General features: G+C 73.1%; 15 protein-coding genes. 5 read left to right on the top strand and 10 right to left on the bottom strand.

The window, feature by feature from the left end; translation table 11 throughout:
* Positions 1-216: 216 nt before the first annotated feature.
* The 5 genes from Pen02_RS38700 to trmB form a co-directional block, all read right to left on the bottom strand.
* The gene (locus Pen02_RS38700) at positions 217-873 is read right to left on the bottom strand and encodes a hypothetical protein (protein WP_203871173.1); all 657 of its coding nucleotides are present in this window, start codon (positions 871-873) and stop codon (positions 217-219) included.
* A gap of 131 nt (positions 874-1,004) precedes the next feature.
* Positions 1,005-1,838, bottom strand: a complete 834-nt coding sequence (locus Pen02_RS38695; RefSeq protein WP_239141968.1) for a hypothetical protein — start codon at positions 1,836-1,838, stop codon at positions 1,005-1,007.
* A gap of 179 nt (positions 1,839-2,017) precedes the next feature.
* Positions 2,018-2,956: an inositol monophosphatase family protein gene (locus tag Pen02_RS42320; RefSeq protein WP_239141967.1), complete on the bottom strand. Its 939-nt coding sequence runs from the start codon at positions 2,954-2,956 to the stop codon at positions 2,018-2,020.
* A gap of 177 nt (positions 2,957-3,133) precedes the next feature.
* The gene (locus tag Pen02_RS38680) at positions 3,134-5,632 is read right to left on the bottom strand and encodes a DEAD/DEAH box helicase (protein ID WP_203871172.1); all 2,499 of its coding nucleotides are present in this window, start codon (positions 5,630-5,632) and stop codon (positions 3,134-3,136) included.
* Positions 5,633-5,747: 115 nt separating this feature from the next.
* Complete coding sequence (gene trmB, locus Pen02_RS38675; protein WP_239141971.1) at positions 5,748-6,584, bottom strand: tRNA (guanosine(46)-N7)-methyltransferase TrmB; 837 nt, start codon at positions 6,582-6,584, stop codon at positions 5,748-5,750.
* A gap of 233 nt (positions 6,585-6,817) precedes the next feature.
* On the opposite strand from trmB, the gene Pen02_RS38665 reads away from it, so the two are divergent.
* Together Pen02_RS38665 and Pen02_RS38660 are read left to right on the top strand one after the other, a co-directional pair.
* Entirely contained in the window at positions 6,818-7,339 is a 522-nt protein-coding gene (locus Pen02_RS38665; RefSeq protein ID WP_239141966.1) for a hypothetical protein, read from the top strand.
* 127 nt (positions 7,340-7,466) lie between these two features.
* Positions 7,467-8,069 carry a class F sortase gene (locus Pen02_RS38660; protein ID WP_239141970.1) on the top strand — a complete coding sequence of 201 codons (603 nt, stop codon included), beginning with the start codon at positions 7,467-7,469 and terminating at the stop codon, positions 8,067-8,069.
* 4 nt (positions 8,070-8,073) lie between these two features.
* Here the strand turns inward: Pen02_RS38660 and Pen02_RS38655 are convergent, their stop codons facing one another.
* The 4 genes from Pen02_RS38655 to add form a co-directional block, all read right to left on the bottom strand.
* Complete coding sequence (locus Pen02_RS38655) at positions 8,074-8,412, bottom strand: antibiotic biosynthesis monooxygenase family protein (protein WP_203871170.1); 339 nt, start codon at positions 8,410-8,412, stop codon at positions 8,074-8,076.
* Positions 8,413-8,488: 76 nt separating this feature from the next.
* The gene (locus Pen02_RS38650) at positions 8,489-9,307 is read right to left on the bottom strand and encodes an exodeoxyribonuclease III (protein WP_203871169.1); all 819 of its coding nucleotides are present in this window, start codon (positions 9,305-9,307) and stop codon (positions 8,489-8,491) included.
* A gap of 93 nt (positions 9,308-9,400) precedes the next feature.
* On the bottom strand, positions 9,401-10,321 hold the full coding sequence (locus Pen02_RS38645) for a proteasome assembly chaperone family protein (RefSeq protein WP_203871168.1): 921 nt from the start codon (positions 10,319-10,321) through the stop codon (positions 9,401-9,403).
* A gap of 35 nt (positions 10,322-10,356) precedes the next feature.
* A complete protein-coding gene (gene add / locus Pen02_RS38640) occupies positions 10,357-11,400 on the bottom strand; it encodes an adenosine deaminase (protein ID WP_203871167.1) in 1,044 nt (347 codons plus the stop codon).
* 316 nt (positions 11,401-11,716) lie between these two features.
* Between add and Pen02_RS42315 the strand changes: the two genes are divergently transcribed.
* The 3 genes from Pen02_RS42315 (at position 11,717) to Pen02_RS38625 (ending at position 14,251) form a co-directional block, all read left to right on the top strand.
* Positions 11,717-13,000: a hypothetical protein gene (locus tag Pen02_RS42315; RefSeq protein WP_239141965.1), complete on the top strand. Its 1,284-nt coding sequence runs from the start codon at positions 11,717-11,719 to the stop codon at positions 12,998-13,000.
* 212 nt (positions 13,001-13,212) lie between these two features.
* Positions 13,213-13,359 (top strand): hypothetical protein, encoded by a 147-nt coding sequence (locus tag Pen02_RS38630; protein ID WP_203871166.1) that lies wholly within the window; start codon positions 13,213-13,215, stop codon positions 13,357-13,359.
* A 232-nt stretch (positions 13,360-13,591) separates the two neighbouring features.
* Positions 13,592-14,251, top strand: a complete 660-nt coding sequence (locus Pen02_RS38625) for an EcsC family protein (RefSeq protein ID WP_239141969.1) — start codon at positions 13,592-13,594, stop codon at positions 14,249-14,251.
* A 25-nt stretch (positions 14,252-14,276) separates the two neighbouring features.
* Here Pen02_RS38625 and Pen02_RS38620 read toward each other — a convergent pair whose 3' ends face one another.
* The gene (locus Pen02_RS38620) at positions 14,277-15,152 is read right to left on the bottom strand and encodes a GDSL-type esterase/lipase family protein (RefSeq protein WP_203871165.1); all 876 of its coding nucleotides are present in this window, start codon (positions 15,150-15,152) and stop codon (positions 14,277-14,279) included.
* Positions 15,153-15,310 lie beyond the last annotated feature (158 nt).

Here is a 15,310-nt window from a genome sequence, read left to right as displayed (position 1 = left end):
GGCGGGCGTCGAGCCGGTCTGGGCATGCCGCCAGGCTGGCCGATATCGCAAGGTCCCACGGCCCCGCCGAACACCCCTGTGGACAACAACCCGGTCGCCTGTGGACACACGGAAGATCGCGCTCCAGCCGTGTAGGAGTGGCTTCGGCGCCGAGCCGACAGCACTCCTTCCGGGAAGTAGCGCGATCTTCCGTGTGTCGCTGTGGCGGTGTGTCGGTCAGGCGGCGGTGGACCAGATGGCGGTGAAGGCGGCGGCTTCGCCGGCCAGCCAGCGTTCGACCTGGTCGGCGCGGGCGGCCGGGTCGGGGTGGTGTGCGACGCCCCGGCGTACGTCGACGAGTACCGGCTCGGCGCCGGGCAACACCTGGTCCATCTGCCGGCCCATCAGGTGCAGGGTGGCCAGCAGCGCCTCCTGGCTGGGCGGCTGCTCGTCGAAGTGCAGCCGGACGGCCTCCCGCCGGCCGTCGTCGTAACGCAGCCCCAGGTGCGGGTTGATCTTCACCGGCAGCTCGCCGACCATCCCGAGGGCGTCGTGGGTCCGGGCGAGGTCGACCGTCGACAGGTCGCCGAGCGAGTGCAGGTAGCTCACCGCGCCCGGGACCAGCGCCTCGTAGAGCGGGCGCCAGCGGGGCTTGACCACTCCGGCGATCTCCGCCAGGTGGCGGCCGCCGGACCGGAAGGCGATGTCGGCCTTGAGCGCCTTGACGAGCTGGCCGTGCGGATTGAAGCCGGAGCGGCTCGCCCGCTGCTTGCGCAGGCCGCCGACGAAGTTCGCCTTGGCCGGACCGGTGCGGTCGACGTAGCGGGTGAAGGCGAGCAGCGTGGCGTAGGGGAGGGGAGCGGGAGTGGGCGCGGTGGCGACGGGCTCTGGCACGGCTGTCCTCCCAGTTCAGAAGCCGTTTTAGTACACACATTCTAATTGATTTTCGCCGCTCCGCCCAGCCCAAACAGGGCACATTGCCCGCCGCTCCGTGCGAACTTTGCCGTGCCGCCGCCTCGGCGGATTCAGCCGGCATCCCGACCCTCGGCGAGGTGCGTGCAGTACGCGATCGTCGCGTCGTCCGGCGCCACGGGACGTGGCCGGCCCTCGCCGGGCGCCCCGCCCCGCTCCGCCTGCCGGACCCGACGGATGATCTCGGCCGGTCCACCTCCCGCGAGTACGGCCAGCACCTCCGGCCAGTCGGCCAGCCCGAACCGGTCCACGATCCGGCTGGCTCCGTTGCTGAACAGGGCGGCCCCGGCGAGGTCGGCGACCGGCAAGCTCCCGGCGAGGGCCTCGGCCGCCGCCCGTGGGTCGTCCTTGGCCACCCAGAAGCCGCCGGGCTGGTTGCGGTAGGTACGGCGGTAGTGCATGAGGGCGCGCTGGTAGGCGTCGCGGTCTCCGGCGACGCCGTCCAGCACCGACCGGTACCGCTGGGCGGCAACCACCTCCCGCCGGTCCGCGATTACGAGCGGTGCGGCCCCGACCCGGTCGAGCACGAGAACGGAGTCGCCGAGTACGAGGTGATCGGCACGGCCGGCGCGGAGCCGCAGGATCGCCACCGTCGCCGACGGGCTGCTCGGATCGGCGATGTCGCAGGTGCCCCGGTGGGCATCCGCCACCCTGCCGATGGCCTCGCCGAGCAGGGCCGGAAGCTCCTGGTCGGGATCGAGTGCCAGGAGTCCGAGCAGCTCCCCGCCCAGCCGGCTCGCGTACCAGGCCACACCGTGTGCACAGACCGACTCGGTGCCGGACATGCCCGCCCCGTCGAGCAGCACCGCCGCCGTCGGCAGTACGCCGACGAAGTCCTCGTTCGCCCGACCGGTCTCCCTCGGCACGCTTGCCATCGCCACCCGCACGGCGGACTCCCCTCACCCGGTACGGTCCGTGGGCCGCCGGCCCCCGTCGTCGACGCTACGGCTTCCGGTGGTGATCGTCGCCCGGTCGGGGCGGGCGTCGCGTCGCGCGCCGCTGAGAAATGCGGGGCGGGGCGGTGGCGGTCGGTAGCGGCCACCGCCTCGCACCGGGAGAGCACGGCTCAGGGCATCGTTGCCGGGGAAACGGTCCCGAACTGGTTGGCGACCAGGGCCAGCAGGGCGGCGTGGGTTTCCTCGTCGGCCGCCACCACGAGTCCACCCGTACCGGTGTGCGGCGGCTCGCCCCGCAGGTCGGTGACCACGCAGCCGGCGGCCTGGCACAGTGCGATGCCGCTGGCGAAGTGCACGCTGTCCCGTAGGTGACCGTCGGTCACGTACCCGGCTCGGCGGCCGGCCGCCACCCAGGCGACCGCGAGGGTGGTGGAGAGGACGCGCGGACGGAACCGCTCGACGAATCCCGGGTCCGCGAGCAGGCGTACGGCGCGGAAGGCGGGACCGTTCGGGAACGGCGGATCCAGGTTGACGTCCACCAGCCACGAGTCGGCCGACGGCCGGAGTGGCTCGTCCCGGCCGTCGTGGCGTACGTACGCCCGCTCCCCGTCGGTCCAGAACACCTCGCCGCTGAACGGGTCGGCCGAGGCCGCCGCCGCGGTCTCCGGCGACCGTGCCGGCGTCCCGACCTCCTCCAGCGGCCCCGTCGACGTCTCGACGTCCTCCAGCGGCCCCGTCGGCATCCCGCCGTCCTCCGGCCGCCCCGTCGGCGTCCCGCCGTCGTCCACGTTCGACCGCAGCGCGACGTTCACCGCGACCAGCATGCTGCGGGCGGCGTAGTTGAACGTCCCACACAGCGGGTCTACCAGCCACGTTCGCCCGTTGCCGGCCGACCCCGTGCGGCCACTCTCCTCACCGAGCACGGTGTCGTCCGGCCGGGCGGTCCGGAGCAGTTCGACGATCACCTTCTCCGCCTCGATGTCGGCGGCGGTGGCGAAGTCCCCGGCACCCTTGTCGAAGCGGTCCAGGGCGGTGCCGTAGCGGGAGCGAACGACCTCGGCACCTGCCTGTGCCGCCGCGACGGCCAGTTCGTGATCGGTGATTGCCATATGGGCAAGGATAGGTGCCGACAGGAGTCCCACAACGGCTGCCGGAACCGCCGGAACAGCGGCTGGAGCAACGGCCGCCGGAGAACACGGCCGGAGAGAGGGCCGCTGCGAACAGCGGCCGCAGGAACGGCCGCGGGAGAACAGCGGTTGGAGGAACGGTCGCCGGGGGACGGCGGGTTAGAGCTGGCCGACCTCGGTGACCCGGAGCACGGCGGCGCCGGCCGCGTCGGAGGCGGCGAGGTCGACCTCGGCGCTGATCCCCCAGTCGTGGTCGCCGTCCGGGTCGTCGAAGATCTGCCGTACCGTCCAGCGGTCCCGACCCTGCTCGATCATCAACAGCGCCGGTCCGCGTGCCGCCGGCCCGGTGCCGATCTCGTCGTACGTCTCGAAGTACGGCTCCAGCGCGTCGGCCCAGGCGTCGGCGTCCCAGCCGTCCTCGGTGTCGAGCGAGCCCAGCTCGTCCCAGCGGCGCAACGCGGCCAACTCCACCCGACGGAACAGCGCGTTGCGGACCAGTACCCGGAACGCCCGCACGTTGCCGGTGACCGCCGGCGGCTTGTCGTCGACCACCAGGGTCGCCGCCTCGGCCGGGTTGCGCAGCCGCTCCCACTCGTCGATCAGGCTGGAGTCGACCTGCCGGACCAACTCGCCGAGCCACTCGATCAGGTCGATCAGTTCCTCGGTCTTGGCGTCCTCGGGCACCGTCTGCCGCAGCGCCTTGTACGCGTCCGCGAGGTAGCGCAGCACCAGCCCCTCGGACCGGGACAGGCCGTAGAAGTTGACGTACTCGACGAAGGTCATCGCGCGTTCGTACATGTCCCGGACCACCGACTTCGGCCGCAGCTCGTAGTCGGCCACCCACGGATGCCCCTGCCGGTACATCTCGTACGCGGCGTCCAGCAGCTCGGCGAGCGGCTTCGGGTGGGTCACCTCGTCGAGCAGTTCGAGCCGGGCCTCGTACTCGATGCCGTCGGCCTTCATCGCGGCGACCGCCTCGCCCCGGGCCTTGAACTGCTGCGCCGAGAGGATCTGCCGTGGGTTGTCCAGAGTGGACTCGATCACGGACAGTACGTCCAGCGCGTAGGTCGGGGACGCGGTGTCCAGCAGTTCGATCGCGGCCAGCGCGAACGGCGAGAGCGGCTGGTTGAGCGCGAAGTCGAGCTGGAGGTCGACGGTGAGGCGTACCAGTCGGCCCGTCTCGTCCGGCTCGGTGAGCCGCTCGACCACGCCGCCGGCCAGCAGCGCCCGGTAGATGGCGATGGCCCGGCGGATGTGCTTCCGCCGTGCCGCGCCGTCCTCGTGGTTGTCGGTCAGCAGGTGCCGCATCGCGGCGAACGCGTCGCCGGGCCGGCTGATCACGTTGAGCAGCATCGCGTGGCTGACCTGGAAGCTGGAGGTCAGCGGCTCCGGCTCGGCCTCGACCAGTCGTTCGAAGGTGGGCCGGCCCCAGCCGATCGAGCCCTCCGGCGGCTTCTTCCGGACCACCTTGCGGCGCTTCTTCGGATCGTCGCCCGCCTTGGCGAGGGCCTTCTCGTTCTCGATCACGTGCTCCGGCGCCTGCACCACCACCGTGCCCAGGGTGTCGAAGCCGGCCCGGCCGGCCCGACCGGCGATCTGGTGGAACTCGCGCGCCTTGAGCAGCCGGGTCTTTACCCCGTCGTACTTCGACAGGCCGGTGAACAGGACCGTGCGGATCGGCACGTTGATGCCGACCCCGAGGGTGTCGGTGCCGCAGATGACCTTCAGCAGCCCCGCCTGTGCCAGGGTCTCCACCAGCCGCCGGTACTTCGGCAGCATCCCCGCGTGGTGTACCCCGATGCCGTGCCGGACAAGCCGCGACAGCGTACGCCCGAAGCCGGCGGTGAACCGGAAGTTGCCGATCGCCTCGGCGATCATGTCCTTCTCGGCCCGGGTCGCGACGTTCACGCTCATCAGCGCCTGGGCGCGTTCCAGCGCGGCGGCCTGGGTGAAGTGCACCACGTAGATCGGCGCCTGCCGGGTGGAGAGCAGTTCCTCCAGGGTCTCGTGCAGCGGCGTCATCGCGTACGAGAACATCAGCGGTACGGGTCGCTCGGCGTTCTTGACCAGCGCGGTCGAACGTCCGGTACGCCGGGTCAGGTCTTCGGTGAACCGGGTGACGTCGCCCAGGGTGGCGGACATCAGCACGAACTGCGCCTGTGGCAGCTCGATCAGCGGCACCTGCCAGGCCCAGCCCCGGTCCGGCTCGGCGTAGAAGTGGAACTCGTCCATGATCACCATGCCGACGTCGGCCCGGTCGCCGTCCCGCAGCGCGATGTTGGCCAGGATCTCGGCCGTGCAGCAGATGATCGGCGCGTCCTCGTTGACGCTGGCGTCGCCGGTCAGCATCCCGACGTTCTCCGCGCCGAAGATGTCGCAGAGCGCGAAGAACTTCTCCGAGACCAGCGCCTTGATCGGCGCGGTGTAGAAGCTGACCCGGTCGTCGGCCAGGGCCGCGAAGTGTGCACCGGTGGCGACCAGGCTCTTGCCGGAGCCGGTCGGGGTGCTCAGGATCAGGTTCGCCCCGGAGACGATCTCGATCAGCGCCTCCTCCTGGTGCGGATAGAGGCTCAGGCCACGCTCCTGCGCCCAACCGGCGAACGCGTCGAAGAGGGCGTCGGGGTCGGCGCTGCCCGGCAGCTGGTCGGTGAGCGTCATAGCCGGTCCATGGTGCCTGTCCCGGCTCGGCAACGCCAATCGCCCGGTCCGGTCCGCCCGATCCGGTCCGGGTGATCTCGTCTCCGGTCCGCCGGGTCCGTTCCGGGCGATCTCGTCAGGCCGGCCGATCGTCGGGCCCGGCGACGGGTTTCCGGTATCGGCGGAAGACCAGGTCGAGGATCGGCCGGCCGGCGGCCGTACCGCGCCGCTCGAACTTGGTCACCGGCCGGTGCGCGGGGCGCGGGGCGTAGCCCGGGAAGACGTTCTCCAGCTCCGGGTCGGCGGTCAGGGTGTCGCGCATGCTCTCGGCGTACTCGGGCCAGTCGGTGGCGCAGTGCAGGATGCCCCCGGTCACCAGGCGGGAGCGGAGCAGCGCGACGTGCGCCGGCTGGACCAGCCGGCGCTTGTGGTGCCGGGGCTTCGGCCACGGGTCGGGAAAGAAGACGTGTACGGCGTCCAGCCGGTCCGGCAGCAGCAGGTGCCGGACGAGGTCCAGCGCGTCGCCCTGGGCGATCCGGACGTTTGTCAGCCCGTGCTGTTCGGTGAGCGCGAGCAGGTTGGCGATGCCGGGGGTGTGCACCTCGACGGCGAGGTAGTCCCGGCTCGGGTCGGCGGCGGCCATCGCCACGGTGGCGTCACCCATCCCGGAACCGATCTCCAGCACCACCGGCGCCCGCCGCCCGAACAACTCGACCAGGTCCAGCCACCCCGCGCCGGAGGACACACTCCCAGCCTGTCCGGTTCCGGCGTCCTCGGCGCTCGTTCGGGCGTTCCCGGGCGCCGTGCCGGTGTTCCCGGGGTTCGAGCCGGTGCTCCCGACGCTAGTCAGCTCGGGCGGGACGGTCAGGCCGTACCGGGGCCAGAGCCGGTCCAGCGCATCCAGGTGCCGGGCGCTGAGTCGGCCCCGGCGCGGATGGAAGGTGCGGATCTGGGCCAGCCGCCCCGACGGCACCGGGCGCGGCGCTCCGGCGGTCGCGGGCCGGGCCGGCGCGGGTACGGCGCTCTGGTTCTGGCTGGTGAGGGTCACGGGACCGTCAGCGTACGCGATCGAAGGCGCCGAGAGCGGATCTACCCGAGAACCTCCGACCGGGTGTGCTCGGCGTCGACAGATGAGAGGATTTCTTGGTACGGCAGGCCCCGGGCCCCGCGCGCCCGGCCCTGCCCGAGCGCCGGAAGGGGGGACCAGTGGCCACGCGTCGACGGACCGCGATCCTCTGCGGTGCCCCGCTCGCCGTGACCACGGTCCTGGCCGCGATCCTGGGCACACCCGCGCCGGCCCGCGCCGCCGACGTCTTCGTGCAGGTCAACCCGAGCACCGTCGAGGCCGGTTTCATGGTCGGCATCAAGGCGAGCTGCACCAGCAACACCCAGCCGGCCACGGTCGAGTCGGAGGCGTTCGGCACCGTGACCGTGCAGCCGCAGGCCGGATTCCTCACCGCCGTCGCCACCGTGCCGGAGAAGACCCGGGCGGACACCTACCGGGTCCGGCTGAGCTGCCCGGACGGCAAGAACGGCTCCACCCGGCTGATGGTGGTGGGCGCGACCCGGCCGAACCGGGGCCCGGCGACCGGGTTCGGGGGCAGCGCCGGGGACGACCGGAGCGGCCTGCTGGTGGCCGGAGGGCTGGGCAGCACGGTACTCGGTGCCCTGCTCGGCCTGGTGGCCCTCCGCCGCCGGACCCGGTCGACGCCCCCGCGTCGGACCTGACCGGGGAGGAGTCCCGGCGATGGCGCGTACCTCCACCGGCCGGCGGCCCTGGGTCGGCGCCCGGCAGCCGGCGGCCCACCTGCGGCACCCGGCGGCCCGTTCGGGCGCCGGCCGCCCCCGCCGGAGCATGATCGGCCCACTGGCGATCGTGCTGGTACTGGTCGGGGTCTTCGCCACCGGCGCCGGGCTGGGCGGGTCGGCGGGCGGGCCGTGGCGGTGGCTGGGCGGCGGCAGCAAGGAACCACCCCGGGACTTTCCGGTACTCACCCCGAGCCGGCCGGTGAGACTCGCGGTGCCGTCGATCGGGGTGGGTGCCCCGGTGCACCGGGTCGGGCTGGCCGAGGACGGTTCGATCGCCGTACCCGCGCTGGACCGGCACAACGAGGTCGGCTGGTACGAGCGCGGACCCACCCCGGGGCAGTTCGGCCCGGCCATCATCGTCGGGCACGCGGACACCCGTACCGGACCGTCGGTCTTCCACGACCTGGTGAAGCTCAGGCCCGGCGCCCGGATCGAGGTGACCCGGCAGGACCGGTCGGTGGCGATTTTCGAAGTCAACTCGGTCGAGCACTTCGACAAGGACAGGTTGCCCGCCGAGCGGGTGTACGGCGACTTCCGCCGTCCCTGGCTCCGCCTGATCACCTGCGGCGGGCGGTGGGTCGGCGGCGGCACCGGCTACTCCGACAACATCATCGCCTTCGCGTCCCTGGTCGACTCCCGAGAGCCCTGACGCGCTACGGCGCGGTCGGGGCGGCCTGCTGGACCACCTCGAACTCGAGCAGCGTGGCGCCGGTGGCGACCGGCCTCGGCTGCTCGCCGCTCGACCCGCCGCCGGCCGGGCCACGCGCGTGCGCCTCCCGGGCCGGCCCGCTCGCCCAGGCCTGGTACGCCTCCTCGCTCTCCCACTTCGTGTAGACGAAGTAGCGGCTCTCGCCGGCCACCGGTCGGAGCAGTTCGAAGCCGAGGAATCCGGGGGAGTTCTCGACCGCCCCCTGCCGCGCGGCGAACCGGCGCTCCAGTTCGGGGCCGGAGTCCGGCGGTACCTCGATCGCGTTGATCTTCACGACTGCCATGTCTCCACTCTATTGTCCGGATCTGCCGAGCGGCCCGCGGAACCCGACCCGTCGGCGAGCGCCGCAGCTGATCCCGTCACCCGGACCCGGGGCGGTCCGCCGGAGGCGGCCCCACCCCGTCGAACCCGGCGTCCACCACGATCGGGGCGTGGTCGGACGGCCCCTTGCCCTTGCGGGCCTCCCGGTCGACGTACGCCGAGGTGACGGTGCCGGCGAAGGATCCGGTGGCGTAAACCAGGTCGATCCGCATGCCCTTGTTCTGGTGGAACATCCCGGCCCGGTAGTCCCAGTACGTGAACGGGTGCGGCCCCTTCATCGGCGTCGGCACCACGTCGGTGAGGCCGAGGGCACGCAGGTCGGCCAGGGCCTGGCGCTCCGCCGGGGTCACGTGGGTGGAGCCGACGAAGAGGGCCGGATCCCAGACGTCGGCGTCGGTCGGCGCCACGTTGTAGTCGCCGCAGACCACCAGCGCCCGGCCGGTACGCAGCTCGGCGGCGAGCGCGTCACGCAGCACCGCGAACCAGGCGAGCTTGTACTCGTAGTGCGGCGAGTCCGGGGTACGCCCGTTCGGCACGTAGATCGACCAGACGCGGAGCCCGGCGCAGGTCGCGGAGATCGACCTGGCCTCCGGCTCCGGGAACCCGGGCTCGTCGGTGAACCCGACCGCCACGTCGTCGAGGCCGACCCGGGACAGGATCGCCACCCCGTTCCACCGCCCGTCGCTGTGGCTGGCCACCTCGTAGCCCAGCTCACCGACCTCGGCGACCGGGAACGAGCCGTCCGGGCACTTCGTCTCCTGGAGGCAGACGACGTCCGGCCGGGTACCGGCGAGCCAGTCCAGCAGCCGGGGGAGGCGGGCCTTCACCGAGTTGACGTTCCAGGTCGCCAGGCGCATGTGCCCAGCCTGCCCGATCCCGGCCCGGCCTGCCGGCAGGCGGCGCCGGAGCCGCCGCCTGCCGCGTCGTCGTCCCTGGTGGGAGTTGCCCGGTCAGCCGGTCGGGTTGTCCCCGGGCCGGCCCTGCTCGGCGAGGAAGCGCTCCAGCTCGGCGCCGAGTTCGTCGGCGGTGGGCAGCGGCCCGCTCTCGTTGGCGAGCAGGTTCGGCCCGCCCCGGCCCCGGGTGAAGGCGTCGTACTGCTCCTCCAGCGCCCGTACCAGCGAGGTGGCCTCGTCGGTCTGCGCCACCTGCCGGTCGATGTCGACCCGGACGGCCTCGGCGGCGGTCCGCAGCGACTCGGTGGGCAGCAGCAGGCCGGTTGCCCGGGAGACCGAGGTCAGCAGAAGTTCGGCCGCGCCCGGGTATTCGGTCTGGGCGACGTAGTGCGGCACGTGCACCGCGAAGCCGACGGCGTCCCAGCCCTGCTCGCCGAGCCGGAATTCGAGCAGGTTGCCGGCGCTGCCGGGCACCTGGATGCGTTGCAGCCAGGACTCGTAGCCGGTGATCAGCTCGGGCCGGGTGGCGTGTGCGGTCACCCCGATCGGCCGGGTGTGCGGTACCGCCATCGGGATGGCGTTCAGCCCGATCGTCACGCGTACGCCGAGCCGCCGGATCAGGCTGGTCAGCGCGGCGATGAACCGTTCCCACTGGAAGTCCGGCTCGGGGCCGGAGAGCAGCAGGAACGGGGTGTTCTCGTCGTCACGCAGCAGGTGCAGTTCGAGTTTCGGCTGCTCGTAGTGCTCCCAGTGGTCCTCGACGAAGACCATCGTCGGGCGCCGGGACCGGTAGTCGAGCAGTTGGTCGAGGTCGAACGTGGCGATCGTCCGGGACTCGAGGGCCGAGACCAGGTGTTCCCGGGCGAGCCGGGTGGCGTTTCCGGCGTCGACGAAGCCGGAAAGCGCCTGGATCAGCACGGGCTGACCCAGCTCGGGCAGATCGTCGGTGAGCTGGTAGAGCTCGTTCGGGTCGAGCACCGGTCAGGACCTCCTCGGGGTACGCCGGGACGCGCCTACGCGGACGGCGCCCCGATGTAGCAAACGCTGCCGCTATCTTGGTCCATTCCGCCGAGCCACTCCTCGACGCCTGCCAGCATCGCCGCCCGGAGTTCCGGCGGCGCGGCGGAGGCCGTCACGGACGACCGGGCCAGCCCGGCCAGTTCGGCCCCGGTGCAGCCGAGTACGTCCCGGGCCAGGGCGTACTGGTCGAGCAGGTTCGTCCCGAACAGCAGCGGATCGTCCGTACCGAGCGCCACCGGGACGCCGGCGGTCAGCAGGGCGCGCAGCGGGGTGGCCGCCAGATCGCTGGTGACCCCGAACGGTGGATATGAGCTGGGACACACTTCCATCGCCACCCCTCGCTCGGCGAGCAGTTCCAGGGTGGCCGGGTCGTGCACCGCGCTGAGCCCGTGCCCGACCCGGTGCGCGCCGAGCCGCGTGACGCAGTCCCGGACGTGCCAGGCCGCCTCGTAGAACCCGCTGTGCGGCACGGCCAGCAGGCCCGCCTCGGTCGCCGTGCGCATCGCCGGGACGAAGTCGGCGACCCGGCCCCGGCGTTCGTCGTTGGAGAGGCCGAAACCGACGACGCCGTGCCCGGCGTACCGGGCGGCGAGTCGGGCGATCCGGTCCGCCTGGGCCGGCGGTCCGGCCCAACTCGCCGCCAGGACCACTCCGGTACGGCCGCCGGCCGCGCCGGCAAGTACCGCCTCCACCACCGGCTCCAGCCCGCCCAGCCGTTCGGCGTACGTCGTCGGGTCGACCTGGATCTCCACCCAACCGGCGCCGTCGGCCAGGTTGTCGGCGGTCGCCTCGGCGACCACCCGCCCCAGGTCCTCGCCGGTACGCAGGGCAGCCCGGGCCAGCTCGTAACGGCCCTGGAACGCGGCCCAGCCGGAGACGGTGCCGACCGGCAGCGGTTCGGGCAGCGCCAGCCCGTGCCGGTCCGCCAGTTCGGCCAGCGTCGTCGGACGCATCGAGCCGGTCAGGTGCAGGTGCAGGTTGGTCTTGGGAAGTCGGCGGAGGTCGTGGTGCGCAAGCGGGTCGGTGACCGGTGCCATGGCCCACGGTCTCACGGCGCGGACCGGTCCGGCGAACCGGCGGCGGACCGGTTCGGGGACCGGTGGGTGTCCGTTCGACCAGGTGTTGTTCGGGTGTTCGGTGGAAGTGGTCGATGTCACCCGAGGTGTCGGTCGATCGAGAGCTAGCTGCCGGCCTGGCGGTGAACGGGCGCTTTTCCCGAAATGACGTGTACGTCGGGGTTGACCGCTGTCGCCCGCGCCTGTGGTCCGCTGACCGGTTGTCCGGCGGGTAGATGTGGGGCAGCCCACCCGGTGACTGTCCGTAGTTGGCGATCGGGCTGCCTAGCCTCGTCGGATGCCTGACGACGACCGTTCTGAGACCGCGTACTCCGCCGTACCCAGCACTGTCCGATCGGATGATGCCTCCTCCTCCGACTCGGTGACCGGCCGATCCGGGACTCCGGCGCCCCGGCCCGGCCCGCTCGGCCCGGCCGGGCTGCGCAGGCTCGTACTCGTGCTGGTCGCCCTGCTCGGCCGCGCCCGACGGGTCGGCCCGGCCGTACTGCGTCGACTCGATCGGGCGGTAACCGCCGTGGCCCGGCTCGCCCGGCCCGGTGTCACCGCCGCCGGTCGGTTCGCCCGGCCCGTCGCCACCGCCGCCGGTCGGCTCGGCCGGGTCGGGGTCGCCCGGCTGCGGGCCGCCGCCGGACCGGCACTGACCGTGCTCCGGGCCCAGGCGCCACGGCTGCACCGGGCCGTCGCGCCCGGGCTGGTGCTGGCTCGCCGGATGCCCGCTTTCCGGGCCGCCGAGCGGGCTCTGGGCCGGGCCGCCCGCTGGGGCGTACCCCGGGCTCGCCGGCTCGCCGTCCGGGCCGGCGCCCTGGCCGTCCGGACCGGGCTCCCGGACCGGCTCGGCCTGCGTCGGCCGGCCGGCGTCGCGGTGGCCGCCGGAGTGCTCTGCTGCCTCGGGGTGCTGGCTGTCGTCCAGGCGGCCCCACGGTCGGCCGATCCGGCCGGCACCTCCCCGGCGAACGCCGGAGACCGGGTCGCACTCGCCCGGCCGGACGACGGCACCGGCGAGCCGGCCGACGCCGCCCGCCCGGCGGACCGGTCGAGCCGGTCCGGCGGCCACGACCGGTCGGATTCCGGCGAATCGAAGGCGGCGGACTCCGACGCCTCGGCGCTGACCGACTCGGCGCCGGTGGCCGGCCTGACCGACGTGCAGATGGACAACGCCCGGGCCATCGTCCGGACCGGCCGTGACATGGGCGTGTCCCGTCGAGGGCTGATCATCGGAGTGGCCACCGCGATGCAGGAGAGCAACCTGCTCAACCGGGCCAGCGAGGTCCTGCCGGAGTCGAAGCGGTACCGGCACCAGGGCACCGGCTGGGACCACGACTCGGTCGGACTGTTCCAGCAGCGGACCAGCAGCGGCTGGGGGCCGGTGAACCGGCTGATGGATCCGGCGTACGCCAGCGCCCGGTTCTTCGAGGCCCTGCGCCAGGTGCCCGGCTGGGAACGGATGCGGCTGACCGAGGCGGCCCAGGCGGTGCAGTACTCGGCCTATCCGGAGCACTACGCCAAGCACGAGGGCGGGGCGACCCGGGTGGTCGACGCGCTCGTCCCGTCCTGGCACTGACCCGCGACCACCGCTCGGTGCGACCGGCCCACCGTCGAACGTGGGCCGGTCGCGCCGCACCGGGTCGGAGCCACCGGGGCCGGATCGACGGTCGGCGACTTGATCCGTCCGGCCACGATGGAGGCGCGGACCCGACCGGTTCCCGCAGGGCCGGTGTCGGCGGACCGGATTTCGGGTAAACCTGGAGACAGGACCACGCGAGGAGGACCGAGATGGCGTCACTGGTGCAACGGATCCGAATGTTCCTGAGATCTCCGCAGGGCCGGCAGATCGTCGAGCGGGGCCGGCGCGAACTGGCAAAGCCGTCGAACCAGCACCGGATCCGCCAGATCGCGGCCCGGCTGCGCGGCCGGCGCTGACCACCCGACCAACCGACCCCCGATCCTTTCCCCCTCTCGATCCCCGGAGTGTCCCGTGACCGAGTCCCCACCGGTCGGCGGCGAATCCGTCGCGCCGGTTCCGCCGACCGACCGTACGCCGCCGGGCGCCCCGATCCCGGGCCCGGCCGCCGGCCCGGGTAGTGCCGTCGGGGTCGCCCAGGTCGGGCCGGCCAGCGATGCGGCACTTGTCGAACCCGACGACGATCCGGACCTGGCCGCCGCGCCACCCAGCGGGCTGTGGGAGCGGATGAAGGCCGATCCGCAGTACGCCCCGGAGCACCTGGCCCTGGAGGCGGTCCGGCGGATCGGACCCCAGGCCCGGGCCTGGGCCGAACGCACCCGCGCCTGGTATCCGCAGATGTCGCCGGAGGCGGTGGCCGAGACGGCGATCCGGAAGTTCGTCAACCACGCCCGGATCTCCGGCGCCGTCTCCGGAGCCGCCGGCCTGCCCGGCGCGGTCCTCGACATGGGCGTACTCGCCTGGACCCAGGCCCGGATGGTGCTGTACGTCGCGGCGGCCTACGGCGCCGACCCGGAGCATCCGGACCGGGCCACCGACCTGCTCGTCCTGCAACGGGTGCACAAGATCGCCGAGACGGCGCGGCTGGCGCTCGGGGTGGCCGCCGGACGGGAGCGGGTCGACGCCCTGCGCGGCCGGTCCGGGACCCCGCTGGCGCAGGTGATGCTGCGACTCGGGCTGAAGCTGGCGCAGATGGCCGGGGTACGGGCGGCGAAGCGGATGCTCGCCAAGGCGGTGCCGGGGGCGGCGGTGGTGCTGGGCAGTTGGGCGAACTCCTCGGCCACCAAGAGCCTGGCGGCCCGGGCACAGGAGCTCTACCGACCCCGGGCGCTCACCCCACCGCCCCGGTAGGCGCCCGCGACCCCGGCCCGACGGGTCAGCGGGCCCGGGCGGCCGGCCCGGACAGGCCGGACGCCCGCCAGGCCACCTTGGCCAGTTCGTTCTGCCCGGCCACGTTCGGGTGGAAGTAGTCGACCTGGTTCAACAGGTCGAGGCCGAAGCGCACCCGGTGCGCGGCGCCGCCGTCGTACCGGCAGCGGGACCCGTACGCCTTGCAGGCGGCGGCGAGCTGCTCGTTGTACGCGTCGATCCGGGCCCGGAACGTCGAACGGCGGGTCCGGTCGGCCGGCTCCGTCGAGGTGGGGTTGGCCAGCAGCGCGGGGCAGATCCGCCGCCAGGCGCGTACCGCCCGGGCGTCGGAGTGCCCGACCTCCCACACCCGGTAGAGGTTCGGGATGCTCATCACCAGGACCTTGGCCTTCGGCAGCCCCTTCTTCACCGCCGCCAGCCCACGGTCGACGTCCTTCCGGAACGCCTGCACGCCGGTCATGTCCTCGATCCCGCCCCGGCAGGCGTCGTTCGCGCCGATCAGCACGGTCACGTAGTCCACCTTGGCCCGTACGGCGGCGTTGGCCTGGCCGGTCAGGGCGGAGGCTCGGGCACCGTTCGCCGCCTCGTTGTGCGTCTCGCGGCGGATCGCCGGGTTCACCTCGAGGATCTGCCGGTAGACGCTGTCCACCCGGCTGCTGTCCCCGGTCGACCACGAGTTGCGCTGGCAGGCGGCCAGGATCAGGCAGGAGCCGAAGCCGGTGGTGATCGAGTCGCCGAGTGCCGCGATCGACCCGGGCAGGCCGGGCCGGGAGGTGGCGGGCGGCGGATCGGGCCGGCCGCCACCGCCTCCGTCGGAGCCCTCACAAGCCAGGGCGAAGGCCGCGAGCACGGCGGTTACGGCGGCGGTCCCACGTCTGGCCATGCTTCTCCCCGTACGGCGCGGACAGCAATCGCTCCGTAACTGTACGCGGTGTCGCGGTCGGCCAGGAACCCTCGGACCCGTCGTCCGGTGCGCGGATCACCGACATTCGGCACCCGGCCGCACCCGCCCGGCACGCGGATCCGGCGGGTGACCAGGGT

The organism is Plantactinospora endophytica, assembly GCF_016862915.1.
In the GTDB taxonomy this organism is placed as follows: Bacteria; Actinomycetota; Actinomycetes; order Mycobacteriales; family Micromonosporaceae; genus Plantactinospora; species Plantactinospora endophytica.
This window is presented reverse-complemented; position numbering and strand designations above follow the sequence as displayed.